Annotated in this window: 23 protein-coding genes; 14 read left to right on the top strand and 9 right to left on the bottom strand. The window is 67.1% G+C overall.

What is annotated here, in order from left to right:
• Positions 1–32: 32 nt before the first annotated feature.
• Entirely contained in the window at positions 33–1,043 is a 1,011-nt protein-coding gene (locus HV742_RS16815) for an acyltransferase (RefSeq protein WP_049072436.1), read from the bottom strand.
• 216 nt (positions 1,044–1,259) lie between these two features.
• Complete coding sequence (locus tag HV742_RS16810; RefSeq protein WP_049072437.1) at positions 1,260–2,228, bottom strand: Bug family tripartite tricarboxylate transporter substrate binding protein; 969 nt, start codon at positions 2,226–2,228, stop codon at positions 1,260–1,262.
• 175 nt (positions 2,229–2,403) lie between these two features.
• On the opposite strand from HV742_RS16810, the gene HV742_RS16805 reads away from it, so the two are divergent.
• The 12 genes from HV742_RS16805 to HV742_RS16750 all read left to right on the top strand — a co-directional run bounded on the left by HV742_RS16805 (position 2,404) and on the right by HV742_RS16750 (position 12,550).
• Positions 2,404–3,258, top strand: a complete 855-nt coding sequence (locus HV742_RS16805; protein ID WP_049072438.1) for an IclR family transcriptional regulator — start codon at positions 2,404–2,406, stop codon at positions 3,256–3,258.
• An 82-nt stretch (positions 3,259–3,340) separates the two neighbouring features.
• Positions 3,341–3,607: an exodeoxyribonuclease VII small subunit gene (locus tag HV742_RS16800; RefSeq protein ID WP_049072439.1), complete on the top strand. Its 267-nt coding sequence runs from the start codon at positions 3,341–3,343 to the stop codon at positions 3,605–3,607.
• Between the two features lie 7 nt (positions 3,608–3,614).
• Positions 3,615–4,526, top strand: coding sequence for a polyprenyl synthetase family protein (locus tag HV742_RS16795; RefSeq protein ID WP_049072440.1), 912 nt, complete (start codon positions 3,615–3,617; stop codon positions 4,524–4,526).
• A 52-nt stretch (positions 4,527–4,578) separates the two neighbouring features.
• Positions 4,579–6,441 (top strand): 1-deoxy-D-xylulose-5-phosphate synthase, encoded by a 1,863-nt coding sequence (gene dxs, locus HV742_RS16790; RefSeq protein ID WP_175145926.1) that lies wholly within the window; start codon positions 4,579–4,581, stop codon positions 6,439–6,441.
• Between the two features lie 190 nt (positions 6,442–6,631).
• A complete protein-coding gene (gene folE2, locus HV742_RS16785) occupies positions 6,632–7,429 on the top strand; it encodes a GTP cyclohydrolase FolE2 (protein ID WP_006388366.1) in 798 nt (265 codons plus the stop codon).
• A 7-nt stretch (positions 7,430–7,436) separates the two neighbouring features.
• Entirely contained in the window at positions 7,437–8,351 is a 915-nt protein-coding gene (locus HV742_RS16780; RefSeq protein ID WP_175145925.1) for a DUF817 domain-containing protein, read from the top strand.
• A gap of 234 nt (positions 8,352–8,585) precedes the next feature.
• On the top strand, positions 8,586–8,960 hold the full coding sequence (rpsF, locus tag HV742_RS16775) for a 30S ribosomal protein S6 (RefSeq protein WP_020924524.1): 375 nt from the start codon (positions 8,586–8,588) through the stop codon (positions 8,958–8,960).
• Between the two features lie 51 nt (positions 8,961–9,011).
• Positions 9,012–9,335, top strand: a complete 324-nt coding sequence (gene priB / locus HV742_RS16770) for a primosomal replication protein N (RefSeq protein ID WP_006388369.1) — start codon at positions 9,012–9,014, stop codon at positions 9,333–9,335.
• A 107-nt stretch (positions 9,336–9,442) separates the two neighbouring features.
• Positions 9,443–9,715, top strand: a complete 273-nt coding sequence (rpsR, locus tag HV742_RS16765) for a 30S ribosomal protein S18 (protein WP_006218308.1) — start codon at positions 9,443–9,445, stop codon at positions 9,713–9,715.
• A gap of 14 nt (positions 9,716–9,729) precedes the next feature.
• Positions 9,730–10,185, top strand: coding sequence for a 50S ribosomal protein L9 (rplI, locus tag HV742_RS16760; protein WP_020924523.1), 456 nt, complete (start codon positions 9,730–9,732; stop codon positions 10,183–10,185).
• A gap of 146 nt (positions 10,186–10,331) precedes the next feature.
• The gene (locus HV742_RS16755) at positions 10,332–11,171 is read left to right on the top strand and encodes an RIO1 family regulatory kinase/ATPase domain-containing protein (RefSeq protein ID WP_049072444.1); all 840 of its coding nucleotides are present in this window, start codon (positions 10,332–10,334) and stop codon (positions 11,169–11,171) included.
• Positions 11,168–12,550: a replicative DNA helicase gene (locus HV742_RS16750; RefSeq protein WP_006388372.1), complete on the top strand. Its 1,383-nt coding sequence runs from the start codon at positions 11,168–11,170 to the stop codon at positions 12,548–12,550. The genes HV742_RS16755 and HV742_RS16750 overlap by 4 nt, the downstream gene beginning before the upstream one ends.
• Before the next feature lie 71 nt (positions 12,551–12,621).
• Here the strand turns inward: HV742_RS16750 and HV742_RS16745 are convergent, their stop codons facing one another.
• The 5 genes from HV742_RS16745 to HV742_RS16725 form a co-directional block, all read right to left on the bottom strand.
• A complete protein-coding gene (locus HV742_RS16745) occupies positions 12,622–13,599 on the bottom strand; it encodes a bile acid:sodium symporter family protein (protein WP_049072445.1) in 978 nt (325 codons plus the stop codon).
• Between the two features lie 133 nt (positions 13,600–13,732).
• Positions 13,733–14,713: a 4-hydroxythreonine-4-phosphate dehydrogenase PdxA gene (gene pdxA / locus HV742_RS16740; RefSeq protein WP_082889770.1), complete on the bottom strand. Its 981-nt coding sequence runs from the start codon at positions 14,711–14,713 to the stop codon at positions 13,733–13,735.
• A gap of 14 nt (positions 14,714–14,727) precedes the next feature.
• Positions 14,728–15,036: a hypothetical protein gene (locus tag HV742_RS16735; protein ID WP_068980150.1), complete on the bottom strand. Its 309-nt coding sequence runs from the start codon at positions 15,034–15,036 to the stop codon at positions 14,728–14,730.
• A 105-nt stretch (positions 15,037–15,141) separates the two neighbouring features.
• Positions 15,142–15,600, bottom strand: coding sequence for an Lrp/AsnC family transcriptional regulator (locus HV742_RS16730; RefSeq protein WP_175145924.1), 459 nt, complete (start codon positions 15,598–15,600; stop codon positions 15,142–15,144).
• 45 nt (positions 15,601–15,645) lie between these two features.
• Positions 15,646–16,251, bottom strand: a complete 606-nt coding sequence (locus tag HV742_RS16725; protein ID WP_175145923.1) for a hypothetical protein — start codon at positions 16,249–16,251, stop codon at positions 15,646–15,648.
• 137 nt (positions 16,252–16,388) lie between these two features.
• Between HV742_RS16725 and HV742_RS16720 the strand changes: the two genes are divergently transcribed.
• Positions 16,389–16,634, top strand: coding sequence for a hypothetical protein (locus HV742_RS16720; protein WP_006388378.1), 246 nt, complete (start codon positions 16,389–16,391; stop codon positions 16,632–16,634).
• Positions 16,635–16,866: 232 nt separating this feature from the next.
• On the top strand, positions 16,867–17,097 hold the full coding sequence (locus tag HV742_RS16715) for a hypothetical protein (protein WP_231891642.1): 231 nt from the start codon (positions 16,867–16,869) through the stop codon (positions 17,095–17,097).
• A 14-nt stretch (positions 17,098–17,111) separates the two neighbouring features.
• Here HV742_RS16715 and HV742_RS16710 read toward each other — a convergent pair whose 3' ends face one another.
• Positions 17,112–17,675: a DedA family protein gene (locus HV742_RS16710; RefSeq protein ID WP_049072448.1), complete on the bottom strand. Its 564-nt coding sequence runs from the start codon at positions 17,673–17,675 to the stop codon at positions 17,112–17,114.
• Positions 17,672–19,111 (bottom strand): aminotransferase-like domain-containing protein, encoded by a 1,440-nt coding sequence (locus HV742_RS16705; protein ID WP_049072449.1) that lies wholly within the window; start codon positions 19,109–19,111, stop codon positions 17,672–17,674. Before HV742_RS16705 ends, HV742_RS16710 begins: the two co-directional genes overlap by 4 nt.
• Between the last annotated feature and the right edge of the window lie 148 nt (positions 19,112–19,259).

Below are 19,259 nucleotides of genomic sequence, written 5' to 3'. Positions count from 1 at the left end.
AAACCCGAATAACCTTGCGCGGCGTAGGTTTTTCAGACCAGCTTGCGGGTGGCGGGATGGCGCCGCAACAGCCAACTGCTGGCGGCGGACAAGGCAAACACCGCCAGGGTCAGCAAAGGCACGACCCAGGCGTCGCGACCCGCGCCGCTGATGGCGCCGGCGCGGTGCGCCACATCCAGGAACACCGGATGGATCAGGTAGACCCCGAAGGTCAGCGGGGCCAGCGATGCCAGCCGCGGCAGCCGGGGCGACGAGACGATGCACTGGAACGCCGCCAGCGACATGAATGGCACGGTCAGGCTGAAGTAATCGTAGAAATAGGTGTCCAGCGTCCGGTTGCTGGACATGGTGTACACACCCAGGGCCGTGGCTGCCACGCTCGCGGCCAGCACCAGGGCCGGACGCGGCACACGTAGTTCGCCATCGAAGATCTGGCGGCCGGCCACGAAATAGCCCAGATAGGGCAGGAACCAGGTCAGGAAGAAACCCGGCTGCGCGCCGAGGGCGCGGCGATAGAGCGCATCGAGGATCGCCAGGCCCAGGATGCCCACCACCCACAGCGAACGCGAGCGCGGCGTGCTGCGCGCATACAGCAGCCGCACCAGCGGCGCGAACAGGTACAGCCCCACAATCATGTAGAGGTACCAGAGATGGTAGTAGGGCTCGCCCTGGGCGACCTTGCGCGGCCAGAAGGAAAAATCGACATGGCCGTCGTCCCACCAGTCCAAGCCGGTGCGCCAGGCCAGGTAGAACAGGCTCCAGAACACCAGCGGCGTCAGGATCCGCGCGGCCCGCTTGCTGTAGAAGCGGCGCGCGTCCTGCGGTCTGGCGGGGTCGAGCAGCAGGGCGCCGCTGACCATCACGAACACGGGCACGCACCAGCGCGCCGCCGAATCATAGATATTGGCGGCCAGCCAGGCGCCCTTGCCGAACGCCGCTGGTTCGCTGACGATCAGGGCGGCGCTATGCAGCAGCACCACCGCCGCGGCGGCGAGCCAGCGGGCGGCATCCAGTCGGGCGTAGCGGTCATCGGTCAATGGCATCGGACTCCCGGAGACGAGTGAAGCGGGGAGGGCGCGACGGCCCGTCCTCGCTTTTCACCTTAGCAGCCGATGCGGCGCCGGTACTGTATCCAGGGGTTAGGGGGCGCATGAAAAACCGACAGGCCCGGGCGGGCGCTGCCGGTCAAGGGCGCCGGGCGCGCCGGCTCGCGGACGATGCGGGTCCGTGAACCTTTTGTCACGAAACGGCGGCCGCCGTCATTGCAGGACGATATTGGCCTGTTTGATCAGTTGCGACACGATGGGCTGCTCGTTCTTGATCTGTTGCGCCAGTTCCGCCGGGCTGCCGGAACGCGGGTCGATGCCCATTTCCAGCATGCGTTTTTTCACGGCGTCGTCCTTGAGCGTATCGGCCAGGGCCGCCTGCAGCTTTTCCAGCGCCGGGGCCGGCGTGCCTTTCGGCGCGACAAAGCTGAACCAGGCCGTCATGTCGAAGCCTGCGTAGCCCTGCTCGGCCAGGGTCGGCAGTTTCGATTCGGTGGCCAGGCGGTTGGGGCTGGTGATGCCGAATACCTTGACCTTGCCGGCCTCGGCCTGCGGCATGCCGGTGGCGACCATGTCGAAGAACAGGTCCACGTCGCCGCTGATCAACGCCGGCAGGGCCTGGGTCGCGCCCTTGAACGGCACGTGCAGGATGTCGATGCCGGCGCGCTCCTTGAACAGTTCGCCCGCCAGGTGCGACGACGTGCCGGCGCCGAAAGTGGCGAAGGTCAGCTTGCCCGGATTCTGCTTGGCGAAGGCGACGACATCGGCGGTGCTGTTGAACGGACGCTTGGGGCTGGACAGCAGCACCAGCGGGCCCACGCCGACCATGCCGATCGGCGCGAAGCCGTCTGGGTCGTAGGGCAGTTCCTTATACAGATAGCGGTTGGTCACCAGGGTGGAGTTGGTGGCCATGAGTATGGTGTAGCCGTCCGGCGCCTCGCGCGAGACGAAGGCGGCGCCGATCGAGGTGCCGGCGCCCGCCTTGTTCTCGACAATCATGGGCTGGCCCAACGTCTTGGCCATGCGCTCGGCCAGGACGCGGGTCAGCACGTCGGTGGCGCCGCCCGCCGGGAACGGCGAGATCACCTTGATCGGGCGGGACGGGTAAGTATCGGCCTGGGCGCCCAGCGCGGCGACGCTGAGCAGCAAACCCGCCAGGAATGTGTAGCGCTTGCGAATCATGTTTTCCCCTTGAAATCGCGTGCATGAGTGGTTGGTCGGGCCCGGCTCGGCCCGGCCGGTCCGCTTGGGGGCGGGACGGCGCAGGCTTGCCAGGTCTCCATGGATGCATTAAATTCCGTTAATTGGAATTTAGTTTTGTTATTCGGAATAAACTATAAAAACGAAGCGAATAGAAATGCAATCTTTTTCTGACCCCAAGCGCATCCCCCATCCCGCCGCCAAGCCCGACCAGAAGCTGGCGCTGAGCGCGCCCGCGCGCCGCAAGCGCGCCGGCGCCGTGGGCGAGGGCCCGGTGTCGCCGGACTTCATCACCGCGCTGGCGCGCGGCCTGGAAGTGCTGCGCTGCTTCCGGCCGGGCGTGGCGGCGCTGGGCAATTTGGACTTGGCGCGCCTGACCGGCCTGCCCAAGCCCACCATCAGCCGCATCACGTACACGCTGACCGAGCTGGGCTATCTGCGCTATCACCCGGACACCGGCAAGTACTCGCCCGGCTACGGCGTGCTGGCGCTCGGGTTCGGCCTGCTGGCCGGGCTGGAGGTGCGCGAGCTGGCCAAGGCGTCGATGACCGATCTTGCGCGCGAAACCGGGGGCGCGGTGGCGCTGGGCGCGTTCGATGGCGATGCGATGACCTACGTCGAGGCCATCCACGGTTCTTCCGCCCTGTACCTGCGCCTGCCGGTGGGCTACCGCGCCAGCCTCGACAGCGCCATGGGCCGCGCCTACCTCGCCAGCCTGCCAGCCGCCGCCTGCGCCGACGTGCTGGAACGGTTGGGGCCGGCCGCGCCGGCCGCGGCCGCGATCGAGCGCGCCCGCGCCGAATTGGTCGATACCGGCTGCTGCTTCGCCATCGGCGAATGGCAATCGGGCATCAACGCGGTGGCCGTGCCGTTCGCCTCCGTGACGGGCGAGGGCGTCTTCGTCATGAGTTGCGGCGGGCCGGAGGCGCTGTTGCCGGAATCCGCGCTGCGCGGCCAGGTGGCCCCGGCGCTGCGGGCCGCCATTGCGGGACTGGCGGGCGCCTCTGCCTGAGCGTGGCGGCGCATCGGGGCGCGGCCTTGGTATCTCGTACAATTCACGGATTGATCCACCCCTAGTGCCCCCGGAGGCCCGTTTGGCCAAACCTTCACAAGCCGATCCGCAGACCGACGACCGTCCCTTGCCCCAGGATTTCGAAACGGCCCTGGCCGAACTGGAATCGCTGGTCGCGGCCATGGAAGACGGTTCGCTGCCGCTGGAGCAGTCGCTGGCCGCCTATCGCCGCGGCGTGGCGTTGACGCGCGTCTGCCAGGAACGCTTGGCGCAGGCCGAACAGCAGGTCAAGGTCCTCGAAGGCGACTTGCTGCGCCCGCTGGACCCGGCGGCGCTGGATGACGAATAAGAATCGGATGAAGCAAATACAACTCGCTTTCCCGGAGTGGCTGCAGGGCCGCGTGCGACATGTCGAAGACGTGCTCGACGACCTCCTGCCGGCCGCCGACGCCGTGCCCGCCCGCCTGCATGAAGCCATGCGCTACGCCGTGCTCGGCGGCGGCAAGCGGGTACGGGCCGCGCTGGTCTACGCCGCCGGCCAGGCCTGCCCGGTCAGCGGCAGCGTGCTGGCTGTCGAGGCCTCGCTGGACCGCGCCGCGGCGGCGGTGGAACTGATCCACGCCTACTCGCTGGTGCATGACGACCTGCCCTGCATGGACGACGACGTCCTGCGCCGCGGCCGCCCCACCACCCACGTGCAATTCGACGAAGCCACCGCCATGCTGGCCGGCGACGCGCTGCAACCGCTCGCCTTCGAGCTGCTGGCCTCCATGCCGATTGCTCCGGCGCTGATCGTGCAGGCGACGCAGTCGCTGGCGCGCGCGGCGGGCAGCCAGGGCATGGCCGGCGGCCAGGCCATCGACCTGCTCAGCGTCGGCCACCGGCTCTCGCGCGACGAACTGCAGCAGATGCACAGCATGAAGACCGGCGCCATGCTGGCCTGCAGCGTGGCGCTGGGCGGCATCGTCGCCGGCGCCAGCTCGGCCTCGCGCCAGGCCCTGGACATCTACGCCCAGGCCATGGGCCTGGCGTTCCAGGTGGTGGACGACATCCTCGACGTGACCGCCGATTCCGCCAGCCTGGGCAAGACGCCGGGCAAGGACGCGGCCGAAAACAAGCCGACCTACGTTTCGCTGCTGGGCCTGGACGAAGCGCGCGCGTTCGCCGGCGAGCTGCGCGAAGCCGCGCTGGCCGCGCTCGAGCCACTGGGCGACGCCGGCAAGCGCCTGGCCGAACTGGCGGATTTCATCGTCCTCCGAGACCGCTGACCGTGACCCGTCCGGGCTGGCCGCAGGCCGGGCATACGAACCCCATACAAGCATGACGACTGAATTACTGGACCGCATCCAATCCCCGGCAGACCTCAAGCGCCTGGATCGTCGCGAGCTCAAGCGGCTGGCCGACGAGTTGCGCGGCTTCGTCCTGGAGTCGGTCTCCAAGACCGGCGGCCACCTGTCGTCGAACCTGGGCACGGTGGAACTGACGCTGGCGCTGCACCAGGTCTTCGATACGCCGCATGACCGCATCGTCTGGGACGTGGGCCACCAGTCCTATCCGCACAAGATCCTGACCGGACGCCGCGCCGGCATGGCCAAGCTGCGCCAGCTGGGCGGCATCTCGGGCTTTCCCAAGCGTAGCGAATCCGAATACGACGCCTTCGGCACCGCGCATTCGTCCACGTCGATCTCGGCCGCGCTGGGCATGGCGGTGGCTTCGCGCAACGCCGGCGTGCAGCGCCAGCACATCGCCGTGATCGGCGACGGCGCGATGTCCGCCGGCATGGCCTTCGAAGCCATGAACAACGCCGGCGTCACCGCCAACATCAACCTGCTGGTGATCCTGAACGACAACGACATGTCGATCTCGCCGCCGGTGGGGGCGCTGAACCGCTACCTGGCGCGCCTGATGTCGGGCCGCTTCTACGCCGCCGCCAAGAACGTCGGCCGCGCCGTGCTGCAGCACGTGCCGCCGGTGCTGGAACTGGCGCGCCGCTTCGAGGAACACGCCAAGGGCATGGTCACGCCGGCCACGCTGTTCGAGGAGTTCGGCTTCAACTACGTCGGCCCGATCGACGGCCACGACCTCGACGCGCTGGTGCCGACGCTGCAGAACCTGAAGGCGCTGCAAGGCTTGCAGTTCCTGCACGTGGTCACCAAGAAAGGGCAGGGCTACAAGCTGGCCGAGGCCGATCCGGTGCTGTACCACGGGCCGGGCAAGTTCGATCCCGCCGTCGGCATCCAGCAATCGAAGGCGCCGGGCAAGCGCACCTTCACCCAGGTGTTCAGCGACTGGCTGTGCGAGATGGGCGAGCAGGATTCGCGGCTGGTTGCCGTCACCCCGGCGATGCGCGAGGGTAGCGGCCTGGTCGAATTCGAGAAGCGCTTCCCGCAGCGCTACTTCGACGTCGGCATTGCCGAACAGCACGCCGTGACGTTCGCCGGCGGCATCGCCTGCGAGGGGCAGAAGCCGGTGCTGGCGATCTACTCGACCTTCCTGCAGCGCGGCTACGACCAACTGATCCACGACGTGGCGCTGCAGAACCTGGACGTCACCTTCGCGCTCGACCGCGCCGGCATCGTCGGCGCCGACGGCGCGACCCACGCCGGCAACTACGACACCGCGTTCCTGCGCTGCGTGCCGAACATGGTGGTGGCTACCCCCTCGGACGAAAACGAAACCCGCCTGCTGCTGTCCACCTGTTATCAGTATCCCGGCCCGGCCTCGGTGCGCTATCCGCGCGGCGCGGGCTGCGGCGCGCCGGAAACGGCCGGCCTGGATACGGTCGAGCTGGGCCGCGGCGTGGTGCGGCGCGAAGGCCGCAAGATCGCCATCCTCGGCTTCGGCACGCTGCTGCAGCCGGCGCTGGCGGCGGCCGAAAAGCTGGACGCCACCGTGGCCGACATGCGCTTCGTCAAGCCGATCGACCGCGCGCTGATCCTGGATCTGGCCAGCCGCCACGACGCGCTGGTGACGATCGAGGACGCCGCCATCATGGGCGGCGCTGGCAGCGCGGTGCTGGAGGTGCTGGCCGCCGAAGGCGTCTCGATTCCGGTGCTGCAACTGGGCTTTCCCGACGAGTTCATCGACCACGGCGATCAGCTGGCGCTGCTGGCCGGGATCGGCCTGGACGTTGCCGGTATCGAGCAATCGATCCGGACGCGCTACGCCACGCTGCTGGCCTGATTGCGCGCACCCACGGACCGGCCCGCCGGTTTGGTCCGTGTGGCGAAACAGTGTGTTCCGGCCCCGCCGGCCTACGAATGAAAGGGTTTTCCCTGGCGCTGGCGGGACTTTGGGCGATAATGGCCCCCTCCTAAAGATTCCTGGGTCTGCGTGTTTACGCCACGCTCGTCGCCCAGACTGGTAAGCCGAAATGAATTCTCCGATCGACCCCGCCATCGTGATGCCCGACGTCCAGAGCTCGACGGACACGCGGCACATCCCGATCCAGCGCGTGGGCATCCGTGGCGTGCGCCACCCCATGCTCATCGAGAACGCCGACGGTTCGCCCCAGGGCACCGTGGCCAACTGGACCCTGACGGTGGCGCTGCCCCCCGAAGAAAAGGGGACGCATATGTCCCGCTTCGTGGCGCTGCTGGAAAAGTACCGCAGCACCCCCATGACGCCGACGCTGTTCCGCGCCATGGCGGCCGACATGCTGCCGTTGCTGCACGCCGAGCGCGGCGACATCACCGCGGCCTTCCCGTACTTCATCAACAAGTCGGCGCCGATCTCCGGCGTGCAGAGCCTGCTGGACTACGAAGTGCAGTGGATCGCCCGCGCCCAGGGCGACCAGGTCGAGTTCGAACTGGTGGTGCAGGTGCCGGTGACCAGCCTGTGCCCGTGTTCCAAGGCCATCTCCGAATACGGCGCGCACAACCAGCGTTCGCACGTGACGGTCTCGGCCATCCTGGAGTCGGACATCAGCATGGATGGCGTCATCCGCCTTATCGAAGACGAAGGCTCGTGTGAGCTCTGGGGCCTGCTCAAGCGCCCCGACGAGAAGTACGTCACCGAACGCGCCTACGACAACCCCAAGTTCGTCGAAGACCTGGTGCGCGACGTGGCGGCCCGCCTGAACGCGCACCCCGGCATCGCCCGCTACCGCGTCGAGGCCGAGAACTTCGAATCGATCCACAACCACTCGGCCTACGCCGTGGTGGAAGGCTGAGTCCTCCGTGCGGCATCCGGCGGCCAGCGACTGGCCGCTCATTGCGCGACTGGCGGGATGGGAAGCGCGGCTGGCCGATCACCTGGCCGGCCGCGGTCGTTTGGGCCTCGCGCTCTATGAGTTCTTCCGTTTCGGCGTGAAGCAGGGTTGGGCCTGTCTGTTCGGTGGCCTGATGTGCGCGCTGCTGCTGGGCACGCACTGGTGGTATCCCAAGGACGCCTGGCTGGCGCGCTACGACTTCCTGACGCTGGCGGCGCTGGCGATCCAGGCCGCGCTGCTGGCCCTGCGCATGGAAACCTGGGACGAGGCCAAGGTCATCCTGATGTTCCATGTGGTCGGCACCGGCATGGAACTGTTCAAGACAGCGGCCGGCTCCTGGATCTACCCCGAGGCGAGCGTGCTGCGCATCGGCGGCGTGCCGCTCTTCACCGGCTTCATGTACGCCGCGGTCGGCAGCTACCTGGCGCGGGTCTGGCGCCTGTTCGACTTCCGCTTCCGGGCCCATCCGCCGCTGGCCGCCACCGTGGCGCTGTCGGTGCTGATCTACGTGAACTTCTTCGCGCACCATTTCATTGTCGATTTCAGGCTGGCGCTGTTCGGCCTGACGGCGCTGCTGTTCGCCCGCACCTGGGTCTATTTCCGCATCTGGCGCGACTACCGCCGCATGCCGTTGCTGCTGGGCTTCGTGCTGGTGGCGCTGTTCATCTGGTTTGCCGAGAACATCGGCACCTTTGCCAACGCCTGGCGCTATCCCAACCAGTCGCAAGGCTGGGAGCTGGTGTCGATCAACAAGCTGGGCTCGTGGTTCCTGCTCATGATCATCAGCTACGTGATGGTCAGCGTGGTCAGCCGGCCCCGGGAGATCGGCGTGGCCGATATGCCGCGCCCGGCAGGGGCGAATAACGCGTCCCCGATTTCCTGAACGCCGCTGGCTTGCGCCCAGCAGCCCGATCGGCGATAATCGAGAGCTTTCTTGCTCGACCGCCCATGTTTTTTGGGCAGCGGGCTGCCCCTTGCAAGCCATACGCCTCGAAGAAAAAGACCAGTGATAGAGAAAGCACTGGAAAGCCGGAACTGACCGCGAACGCGATGCGTGCGCGGACTGATGACGGTGTCGGGCGAGCGGCAGGCAAGACATCCTCAAGGAGTTTTACTCATGCGTCACTACGAAGTGGTGTTTATCGTTCACCCCGACCAAAGCGAGCAAGTGCCCGCCATGGTCGAGCGTTACCAAGCGCTGGTCACGGGCCAAGGCGGCTCGGTGCACCGCCTGGAAGACTGGGGCCGCCGTCAACTGGCCTACCCGATCCAGAAGCTCGTCAAGGCTCACTACGTCTGCCTGAACATCGAGTGCGGCCAAGCCACGCTGGATGAGCTGGAACACTCGTTCCGCTACAACGACGCCGTGCTGCGCCACCTGGTCATCAAGACCAAGAAGGCCCAGACCGCTCCCTCGATCATGATGAAGTCGGTCGAGCGCGAAGAAGCCCGCAAGGCTTCGGCGGAAGCTGTCGCGGCTCAGGCCGAGTAAGCAGGGCTCAGGCAGAGCCCATCCCATGAAGTCCCCTTGGTGCCTGGCAGGATGAACAAGCTGGAACTCAGCGCCCGCGTTCTCGAATGCGAGCCTTTGCGCCACACTCCCGCCGGTCTGCCAGCCCTGGAAATGGTGCTGGCGCACGAATCCGAGGTCATCGAAGCCGGCCATCCGCGCCGTGTCGAACTGACGATCTCGGCCGTGGCACTGGGCGATCTGGCGTTGCTGTTGCAAGGAACGGCGCTGGGGTCCGAATTGCAGGTGCAGGGGTTTCTGGCCCCCGTGCGCAAGGACTCGGTGAAGTTCAAGCTGCATCTGCAGCAGGCGCGCAGGATCAGCGGCAGCGCAGGACGCGATCCGCTGGTGGCTTGACAGGGAAGGGCAACGGGCGCGCGAGCGCCTTCTGAATACGGATAGGTTACGGGGAGTCGGGCCCGATCAAGGCAGACCCGGTCCCCTCAAACATAGAGGCACATATCATGGCTTTCTTCGGAAAACGCAAGGAAAAACGCAAATTCACGCAGCAGAACCCGCTCTTCAAGCGTCGTAAGTTCTGCCGCTTCACCGCCGCCGGCGTCGAAGAGATCGACTACAAGGATCTGGACACCCTGCGCGACTTCGTGCAAGAAAACGGCAAGATCATCCCGGCTCGCCTGACCGGCACCAAGGCAATCTACCAGCGCCAGCTGGACACCGCCATCAAGCGCGCGCGCTTCCTGGCCCTGTTGCCTTACACCGACAACCACAACTAATCCGGGGCACTGAAATGCAAGTTATTCTGCTCGAAAAAGTCGTCAACCTGGGTAACCTCGGCGAAGTCGTTCGCGTGCGTGATGGCTACGCCCGCAACTTCCTGATCCCCCAGAAGAAGGCCCGTCGCGCAACCGACGCCGCCCTGAAGGAATTCGAAGCCCGCCGCGCCGAACTGGAAAAGATCCAGGCCGAGAAGCTGGCCGCCGCCCAGGCCCTGGGTGAGCGCGTCAACGGCTACCAGCTGAAGATCGTCCAGAAGGCTGGCGTCGACGGCCGTCTGTTCGGCTCGGTGACCAACGCCGACATCGCCGAAGGTCTGAAGAAGGCCGGTTTCGAAGGCATCGAAAAGGCCCAGGTGCGCATGCCCAATGGCCAGCTCAAGGCCATCGGCGAGTTCCCGATCCAGGTCGCCCTGCATGCTGACGTCGTCGTCGACGTCACGGTGCTGGTCGAAGGCGAACTGTCGTAAGCCTGACCCCGCGGTAGAAAAAAAGCCGGCCCGCGCGCCGGCTTTTTTTCTTTGCGCCTTGTTTCTCCTCGCTTTACCCGCCGCCATTTACGTGTAGTCTTGCGGGCTGCACGCTTGTCTCCCACGCTGTTTCGTCCGAGGACCTCTTGACCCCGCCGCCCGTCCATCACAATGCCCCCCCCGGATTGCGCGCCTGGCTCGACAGCGTGGATGCCGAGCGCGAGCCGTCGGTGCGCGATGTGACCATCGACGGGGTGCGCTGCATCATCAAGCGCCGGCGTCCGAGCCTGGCCAGTGGTGTGAGCTATGTGTTGCGCTATGCGCGCGCACTGTTTCTTGGACTGGGGTGCAAGCTGTTCCTGGGCGAATTCCCGCGGCCCGGCATCCTGCTGCGCAACGGCCTGGAACACGAGGCCCGGCGCCTGAAGCAGTTGCTGCAGGCCGGCTGTCGCGTGCCCGAGGTCTGGTGGCAGGAAGAGGGGCTTCTGGTGCTGGAGTTCGTTGGCGAAGACCTGGCCGACCTGATCCGCAATGAAGACACCACCTCGCGCCTGTGGCTGACGCGCGCCGCCGCGACCGACCTGGCCGCCTTCCACGCCCGCGGGTTGTGGCATGGCGGCGCGCAGATTCGCAATATCACCCTGCAGGACGGCGAGCTGTGGCGCATCGATTTCGAAGAGAACATCGGTTCCACGCTGTCGCGGCCGCTGGCCCAGGCCTATGATCTGTTCCAGATGCTGGCCTCGCTGGTGTCGTTGCGTAAATTGCCCGACGACGTGGGCCGAGCGCTGGGTAAACTGGCGCTGGATGTCTATTTCGAATGCAATCCCGACCCCGAGGTCAAGGCCCGCCTGCGCCGCCTGACCCGGGTGCTTTCCTTCATCGCCACGCCGCTGCGGCCCCTGCTGGGCCGCCTGCCGTCGCGCGATGTGCAGGGTTTCTTCCGCGTCGCGGATATCCTGCAGCCGTTATTATTGAAGCCATGAACACACCTGCCGATTCCCAGCTCGAATACCTGCGCGTTCCTCCCCATTCCATTGAGGCGGAGCAGTCGGTGCTGGGCGGCCTGCTGCTGGACAACGCAGCCTGGGACCGTATCGCCGACGTGCTGGTCGAGGAAGACTTCTACCGCCACGACCACCGGCTCATCTGGCACCACATCGCCCGGCTCATCGGTCTGGCGCGGCCGGCCGACGTCATCACCGTGCACGAATCGCTGGTCAGCGCCGGCAAGGCCGAAGACGCTGGCGGCCTGGCGTATCTGAACGCGCTGGCGCACAACACGCCGTCCGCCGCGAACATCCGCCGCTATGGCGAGATCGTGCGCGAGCGCGCCATGCTGCGCAAGCTGGTGTCGATCGCCGACGAGATTTCCTCGGCCGCCATGAACCCGCAGGGCAAGGAAGCGCGCCAACTGCTGGACGAGGCCGAGTCCAAGGTGTTCCAGATCGCCCAGGAAGGCGCGCGCGGCGCCGCCGGCTTCCAGGAAATCCAGCCGCTGCTGACGCAGGTGGTGGAACGCATCGACGAGCTCTACCACCGCGAAAGCACTTCCGATGTGACCGGCGTGCCCACCGGCTTCACCGATCTCGACAAGATGACCTCGGGCATGCAGGGCGGCGACCTGATCATCGTGGCCGGCCGCCCGTCCATGGGCAAGACCTCGTTCTCGATGAACATTGGCGAACACGTCGCCATCGAAGAGGGCCTGCCGGTGGCGGTGTTCTCGATGGAAATGGGCGCGGTGCAGCTGGCCATGCGTATGCTGGGTTCGGTCGGCCTGCTCGACCAGCACCGCATGCGGACCGGCAAGCTGATCGCCGAAGACTGGCCGCGCGTGACCCACGCGGTGCAACTGATGCAGGACGCGCAGGTCTACATCGATGAATCGCCCGCGCTTAGCCCGATGGAAGTGCGCGCCCGCGCCCGGCGCCTTGCGCGCCAGTGTGGCCAGCTCGGCCTGATCATCATCGACTACCTGCAGCTGATGTCCGGCAACGGTTCGGGCGAGAACCGCGCCACCGAAGTGTCGGAAATCAGCCGTTCGCTCAAGGGCCTGGCCAAGGAGCTGAACTGTCCGCTGATCGCGCTGTCGCAGCTGAACCGCAGCCTGGAGCAGCGTCCCAACAAGCGTCCCGTGATGAGCGACCTGCGCGAGTCGGGCGCCATTGAACAGGATGCCGACGTGATCCTGTTCATCTACCGCGACGAGGTCTACAACCCGGATTCGCCGGACAAGGGCACCGCCGAGATCATCATTGGCAAGCAGCGTAACGGCCCCATCGGCACGGTGCGCCTGACCTTCCAGGGTTCGAGCACGCGCTTCCTGAACTTCTCCGGCGCGCAGCCGCGCGACATGTATTGAGCGTGCGCAACCGCCCTGCCAAAAAAAAGCCGCGCCCGAGGGCGCGGCTTTTTCATGCTGGCGTGGCGGAATCATTCTTCCGTTTCGGGCCGCTTGCCGTAGCGCGCGGCCAGCACGCCGCAGACCATCAGCTGGATCTGGTGGAACAGCATCAGCGGCAGCACGATGGCGCCCACCGCGTGGCCCGCGAACAGCACCTGGGCCATCGGAATGCCGCTGGCCAGGCTCTTCTTGGAGCCGCAGAACAGCAGCGTGATGCGGTCGGGCAGGTTGAAGCCGAACATCCTGCCGGCCAGCGCCGACAGGCCCAGCGCCAGCGCCAGGATGACGGCGCAGCACGCCACCAGGCCCAGCAGCGCCGGGATCGGCGTGGAGCGCCACAGGCCCTCGTTGATGGCTTCCGAGAACGCGGTGTAGACCACCAGCAGGATCGAACCCTGGTCGACGAATTTCAGCATCGCCTTGCGCTTGTGCACCCAGGCGCCGATCCAGCGACGCGCGAACTGACCCAGCACGAACGGCAACAGCAACTGCAGCATGATCTTGCCGACCGCGTCGAACGAAATCGGCGCGCTGCCGGCGTTGGCGACGACCGTGCCAACCAGCAGCGGCGTCAGGAAAATGCCCAGCAGGCTCGAGGCCGAGGCGCTGCAGACCGCCGCCGGCACGTTGCCGCGCGCCATCGAGGTGAAGGCGATGGCCGACTGCACCGTGGCCGGCAGGCAGCACAGGAACAGGATGCCGAGGTAGAGCTCGGGCGTGACCAGCGGCTCCAGCACCGGCTTGAGCGCCAGGCCCAGCAGCGGGAACATCAGGAAGGTGGCCGAGAAGATCGTGAGGTGCAGCTTCCAGTGCGTCAGGCCGGCGATGATGGCCTCGCGCGACAGGCGGGCGCCATGCAGGAAGAACAGCAGGCCCACGGCAATGTTGGTGATCCAGCCGAACACCACCACGCCCTGGCCATGGGCGGGCACGATGCTGGCGATGATGACGGTGCAGATCAGGTAGAGGGTGAAGCGGTCGGGCAGGAGACGGACGAGGCGTGACATGAAGGGGGTAGGGGCAATGACGGAAAGCGGCGGCGCGCCAGGGCGCCGGAATCGGGGCGTATTGTAGACCCCGGGCGCATGCGGCCCGCCGGCGGGCCGTGGCGGGTGTCCGCCTGCCGGCCCCGCCGGGGGATCAGGGCGTCATGGCCAGGGCCAGGTCGAAGGCGGCGATCAGCGAGGCCGGGTCGGCCACGCCCTTGCCGGCGATGTCGAAGGCGGTGCCGTGGTCGACGCTGGTGCGCACGAACGGCAGGCCGACGGTGACGTTGACGCCGTGGTCCACGCCTAGGTACTTCACCGGGATCAGGCCCTGGTCGTGGTATTGGGCCACCACGATGTCGAACTCGCCGCGGCGGGCCCGCATGAAGACTGTGTCGCCGGGCCACGGACCGCTGGCATCGATGCCTTCGTCGCGTGCCTGACGGATGGCCGGCGCGATGATGTCGAGGTCCTCGCGGCCGAACTTGCCGCCTTCGCCGGCATGCGGGTTCAGGCCGGCCACCGCGACGCGCGGCCGGGCGATCCCCATCTGGCGGCAGGCGCGGTCGGCCAGGCGCATGGCGGTCAGTTCGGCCTCCGGCGTGATGCGCGCCATGACGTCCGCCAGCGCGACGTGAATGGTCACCAGCAGCACGCGCAGTTCGTCGTTGGCGAGCATCATGGCGAAGTCGTCGGTGCCCGAGCGTTCCGCCAGGATCTCGGTGTGGCCGGGGTAGTCGATGCCGGCCTCGTGCATCGACTGCTTGTTCAGCGGCGCCGTGACGATGGCGCGGATGCGGCCGGCCTGGGCGTCGTCGATGGCGGCGCAGACGTAGTCGTAGGCGGCGCGTCCGGCGGCCGCGCTGACCTTGCCGTGGGGCAGGTCGGGCGGCAGGGCGGGACCACAGGCCACCACCTCGATACGGCCGGCATCGCCGCTGGCCTGGCCGACGTTGGCGATCTCGCGGATCTCCAGGCGCGCGCCCAGCGCGGCCGCGGCGCGCCGCAACGCGCCCGCATCGCCATACACCACGCAAGGGGCATTCAGGCCCTGGGCGCAGGCCTTGACGACGATTTCGGGGCCAATGCCGGCGGCATCCCCCATGGTGATGCCCACGGGCGCAGGGGTGTTCACGATAGGTTCCCGGTTTACTGCCTGGTGTTCTTCGGCGGTTCGATCTCGCCGCACTCGAACGTGACGGTGGCGCGCTTGGAGCCCAGGCCCGTGGCATGGTTGGAGGTGACCGTGGGCTTTTGCAGCTTGCGGCCGATCGACTGGCAGTACTGATCGGCGCGCTGCAGTGCCTGGTTCTTGATTTCGACCCAGGTCAGCAGCTGCGTGCCCGAGCTGTACGTGACGCTGTAGGAATTCTTGCCGGTAGGCGTCACTTCGCTCATGCTGGAGCAGGCGGCCAGGATGGCGAGCAAGGCGGAGGCGAGGGCAAGGCGAGCGAGCATGGTGGATCCGTAGAAGGCGACAAATCACATTACAACATTATGCCGCCCGCATCGGGCGCGCGTCACGGCATCGGGAGGGCGGCCAGGCCGAGGGCGGCGGCAGGGTCAGGGCGCGCCGACGGCTCTGCGGCGGTCGACCTTGCGGCTGAGCACGATGGAGGTCTGCGTCTGCTTGACGCCATCGATCAGGCCGATGCGGTCGAGCAATGCGTCCAGTTGCTCATGGGTTTCGCAGCGCAGGAAGATCAGGTAGTCATAGGGGCCGCTGACCGACGAGACCTCTTCGACTTCGGGCATCTTTTCCAATTCGCGGATCACCGCCGCCGGCGTCTTCGGCAGCACGCTGATGAAGCAATAGGCGCGCACCGCGGCCTCTTCCAGCAGGCGTCCCAGGCGCACGCCGTAGCCGGCCACGATGCTTTCGCGTTCCAGCCGGGCGATGCGCGCCACCACGGTGGTGCGCGCCAGCCCGAGCTTGCGGGCCAGAATGGCGGCGGGTTCGCGGGCGTTGGCCTGCAGCAGGCTGAGCAGTTGCCGGTCAATGGCGTCTAGGCGTTCGTTCATGCGCCCGACCATACAGGGGCGACGCGGCGCGCGTCAATCGGCGCGTCAACCGTCGGATTCGGGCGGCAGGCCGTCGCGATAGACGCGGCCATCGAAGGCGAAGCGGGTGATGGTTTTCGACGCCGCGTCGAAGACCCGGTCGCGGCGCGCGGCGTCTTCCGGGCGTGGCGGCGCCAACGTGAAGCGGCACAGGTCGGCGCCGCTGTCGTAGCGCGCCGTGCGCACCAGGTCGCTGGCGCCGGATTCATGCACGTGGTGGGCGAACTCGCGCAGTTGCTCCATTTCGTGGAACGCGCCGCGGTCGCTGACCAGCAGCATGCCGAATTTGGTTTCCTGCTCCGGCGCCGGGATCGGGGAGGGCGCCGGGGCGGCGGCGTCGGGCGCGCCATAGTCGAAGCGCGCGCCGGCCTCGCGCATGGCCGCCAGCACGCCCTGCCAGGCCGGTTCGTCCAGGGTCAGGCGGGCCGCCATGGCCAAGAGGCGCTGGCGTCCGAGCGCGCGGGGTTCCGGGCCGCCAATGTAGCTGGACCAGGACACCGCCTCGTCCAGCCCGGCCAGTTCGGCCATCTGCGCATCGCTGTAGCCCAGCCGCTCCTGCAGGCGCCGCAGCGAGGCCGCGTCGGGAGGCACATAATTGTCGATCGTCTTCATGGGCGCGCTCCAGTTGCGCCACGCGCCGTCGGCGCGCCGCGCTACGCGTCATGCTAGCGCGCGCGCCTGGTCTTGCCCAGCGGCCCGTCGTGCCCGTGCTAGGATTTGCGCCGACTTTATCGCCAGGAGGCATACCCATGGACACCCAGGAACAAATCGCCGTCATCGTGCACACCATCTCGCACCAGGGCGGCCGTATCGACGCGCTCAATTCGGCGCTGCTGACGATGCTGCATCTGGCCAAGGCCTCGCCGGGCCTGCGCGAAGCCATCGAGGCGCAGCTGGAACAGAACTACTCCAGCCTGCTCGCCCGTTCCGAGAACCCGCAATACGTGGCGGGCTTCGAAAGCGTGCGCGACCAGATCGTGGCGGCACTGAAGTAGGCGCGGGTGACGCCCGGAGTTACCCACAACTTCTGTGGACAAGCCTTGGGATAGCGCGGGCATAGAAAGCCTTTTTCCTTTATTTACAATGGCTTGCAAAGCGCGCTCAAAGGCAGCCCCAAAACCGCGCCTGGCCGCCCCCGCGACGGGAAGCGGCAGAGGTCACGCAAGCCGGGTAATATGCCGCCCCATGCGGAATCAGTATCCATTGGAAAACCGGAACCGTGGCCTGGTGGCCCGCGTTTCGGAAGCGGCAAAGCTGGCGGCCTTCGACCCCGGCAAACTTTCTCCCGAGGCGCGCCAGAGCTGGGAACGCCTGGGCCATGGCTTCAAGGCCTGGCACGACTTCGACCAGCGCCACCCCGTCCTGCGGCGGCTGGCCCTGCTGCCCTTCATCGGCCGGCTGTATCGCGCGGCCCGCCGCCGCCACGTGCTGCGGGCCAGCGGCAAGCTGGTGTTCTGACGCAAGTCGTCGCGTCAGCGACGCCGCCGCGCATACAGCCAATAGGCCAGCCAGACCGCCAGGCCGATCGCTACGGCCACCGCCAGCTTCGTTTCCACGCCGTGAAGGCGGCCGAGCAGGGACTCGATGGTCTGTCCGAACAGATAGCCCACCAGGCTGAAACACACCGCCCAGATGGCCGCGGCGATGGCGTTGAGCGCCAGGAAGCGCATGGGCGAAACCTGCGATACGCCCAGCGCCACCGGCCCCACCGTGCGCAGGCCATACAGGAAGCGTAGCGCCAGGATGAATCCGTGCGGATAGCGGTCGATCGCCGCCAATGCCTTGCCGAACGCCGGCTGGGCGCGGATCCGCTGGACGTAGCGGTGTTCGCGGTAGCGCCGGCCCAGGTAGAACAGGCCCTGGTCGGCGATGAACGAACCGGCGAACGCGCACAGCATTACATAAGGCAGATGCAGCAGGCGTTGGTGCGACAGGAATCCCGCCAGCACCACCACGCTTTCGCCTTCGAGCAGCGTGCCGCCCAGCACGGCCCACAGGCCGTAGTCGACGATGAACTGGTGCAGCTGCGGGTTCATGGCTGGCGCTCCGCGACGATGCGCGCCAGCGTGGCCAGCGCCCGCGCGATCTCTGGTGTGTGGCGCTGGCCGCAACTGATGCGCAGGAAATGGTTGTAGCGCGTGCTGTTCGAGAACATGGCGCCGGGCGCCACGCGGATGCCCTGCCGCAGCGCGGCCTCGAATACCTCCAGCCCGGAACGGCCATCCGGCATCTCCACCCACAGCAGCATGCCGCCCGTGGGCATGCTCAGGCGCGTGCCGCGCGGGAAATGCGCGGCGATGACTTCGGCGGTCTGGTCGCGCTGCATTTTCAGTTGTCGGCGCAGCCGTGTCAGGTGCCGGTCGTACGCGCGCGAGCCGAGGTATTCGGCCACCGCCATTTGCGCCAGCGGTTCGTTGGGCCGGCTCTGCGCGAACTTCAGCATGGCGATGCGCGCTTTCCAGCGCCCGCCCAGCAACCAGCCCAGCCGCATGCCCGGCGCGAGCGTCTTGTGCAGCGACGAGCAATAGATGACATTGCCAGTCGGATCCCAGGACTTGGCTGCCGCCAGCGGCGTGTCGTCATCGTTCAGGGCGCCGTAGGTGTCGTCTTCGATCAGGGGCACCTGCTGGCGCTCGCACAGGGCCACCAGGCGGGCCTTTTCGGCGTCGGGCATGACGCAGCCCAGCGGATTCTGGAAGTTGGGCACCACCACCACCGCGCGGATGTTGCCGTGGGTCTGGAAGGCCAGGTCCAGTGCCTCGATGGACAGGCCGTGTTGCGGACTGGTGGGGATTTCCAGCGCGCGCATGCCCAGGCTTTCCAGGATCTGCAGCAGGCCGAAGTAGGTGGGGGATTCGACCGCGATGGTGTCGCCCGGACGCGCCACCGCGCGCAGCGCCAGGTTGAGGGCCTCGATGCAGCCGTGCGTGACGATGACGTCGTCGGGCGTGGCATTGATGCCGTTGGCCAGGGCGCGCCGCGCCAGCACCGTGCGCAACAGCGGATGGCCTTGCGGCGGCACCGGGCTGACCAGCACTTGCGGCGACTGCCGCAGGGTGCGGATCATGGCCTGCTTGAGTTCCTCCATCGGATACGCTTGCGGCACCGCGGCGGCCAGCGCGAAGTTGGCGCTGACGGGGTGGGCTTCGCACTTCGCCACGAAGTCCGACACGCGGTCATGGATGCCGACATACTGGGCGGTGCCCAGCGCCTGGCGGATGTCCGGCTCGTTGACCGGCGGGATACTGTTGCGGCGCGGCTTGAGGACGAAATAGCCTGAGCGGGGGCGGGCCTCGATCAGGCCATCGTCTTCGAGCAGCCGGCAGGCCTGCAGCGCGGTCGAAAGGCTGACATGGTGGGTGCGTACCAGGGTGCGCACCGACGGCATGCGCTGCGCCGGGGCCAGGACCCCGGTCTGGATGGCGCGCCGGTAGTGGTTCGCCAGGCGTAGATATAGCGGTTGCGGGTCCATGCGCCGATCATGCTCCCCGAGGGTAGGTTGAGGTAGGCACAGATTTCCGCAAAGTACACCATAACAGTGCCAAAACTGATAGCCTGCATCGGTACAGAAAGGCAAATTGTGTGGCTGTTGCGCAAAGCAGGGCGGGCGCAGACTGTGG

Origin of the sequence: Achromobacter ruhlandii (genome assembly GCF_902859695.1) — a bacterium.
In the GTDB taxonomy this organism is placed as follows: Bacteria; Pseudomonadota; Gammaproteobacteria; order Burkholderiales; family Burkholderiaceae_B; genus Achromobacter; species Achromobacter ruhlandii.
The sequence above is the reverse complement of the archived record's forward strand: the minus strand, read 5'-3'. Positions and strand labels throughout refer to the sequence as shown.

Bases quoted from the DNA above. Each gene is read 5' to 3' on its own strand.
- rpsR (WP_006218308.1), top strand. From the start codon at position 9,443: ATGGCTTTCTTCGGAAAACGCAAGGAAAAACGCAAATTCACGCAGCAG.
- dxs (WP_175145926.1), top strand. From the start codon at position 4,579: ATGACGACTGAATTACTGGACCGCATCCAATCCCCGGCAGACCTCAAG.
- HV742_RS16805 (WP_049072438.1), top strand. From the start codon at position 2,404: ATGCAATCTTTTTCTGACCCCAAGCGCATCCCCCATCCCGCCGCCAAG.
- HV742_RS16795 (WP_049072440.1), top strand. From the start codon at position 3,615: ATGAAGCAAATACAACTCGCTTTCCCGGAGTGGCTGCAGGGCCGCGTG.
- HV742_RS16750 (WP_006388372.1), top strand. From the start codon at position 11,168: ATGAACACACCTGCCGATTCCCAGCTCGAATACCTGCGCGTTCCTCCC.
- HV742_RS16705 (WP_049072449.1), bottom strand. From the start codon at position 19,111: ATGGACCCGCAACCGCTATATCTACGCCTGGCGAACCACTACCGGCGC.
- rpsF (WP_020924524.1), top strand. From the start codon at position 8,586: ATGCGTCACTACGAAGTGGTGTTTATCGTTCACCCCGACCAAAGCGAG.
- priB (WP_006388369.1), top strand. From the start codon at position 9,012: ATGAACAAGCTGGAACTCAGCGCCCGCGTTCTCGAATGCGAGCCTTTG.
- HV742_RS16730 (WP_175145924.1), bottom strand. From the start codon at position 15,600: ATGAACGAACGCCTAGACGCCATTGACCGGCAACTGCTCAGCCTGCTG.
- HV742_RS16810 (WP_049072437.1), bottom strand. From the start codon at position 2,228: ATGATTCGCAAGCGCTACACATTCCTGGCGGGTTTGCTGCTCAGCGTC.
- HV742_RS16725 (WP_175145923.1), bottom strand. From the start codon at position 16,251: ATGAAGACGATCGACAATTATGTGCCTCCCGACGCGGCCTCGCTGCGG.
- HV742_RS16710 (WP_049072448.1), bottom strand. From the start codon at position 17,675: ATGAACCCGCAGCTGCACCAGTTCATCGTCGACTACGGCCTGTGGGCC.
- folE2 (WP_006388366.1), top strand. From the start codon at position 6,632: ATGAATTCTCCGATCGACCCCGCCATCGTGATGCCCGACGTCCAGAGC.
- rplI (WP_020924523.1), top strand. From the start codon at position 9,730: ATGCAAGTTATTCTGCTCGAAAAAGTCGTCAACCTGGGTAACCTCGGC.
- HV742_RS16815 (WP_049072436.1), bottom strand. From the start codon at position 1,043: ATGCCATTGACCGATGACCGCTACGCCCGACTGGATGCCGCCCGCTGG.
- HV742_RS16720 (WP_006388378.1), top strand. From the start codon at position 16,389: ATGGACACCCAGGAACAAATCGCCGTCATCGTGCACACCATCTCGCAC.
- HV742_RS16745 (WP_049072445.1), bottom strand. From the start codon at position 13,599: ATGTCACGCCTCGTCCGTCTCCTGCCCGACCGCTTCACCCTCTACCTG.
- HV742_RS16735 (WP_068980150.1), bottom strand. From the start codon at position 15,036: ATGCTCGCTCGCCTTGCCCTCGCCTCCGCCTTGCTCGCCATCCTGGCC.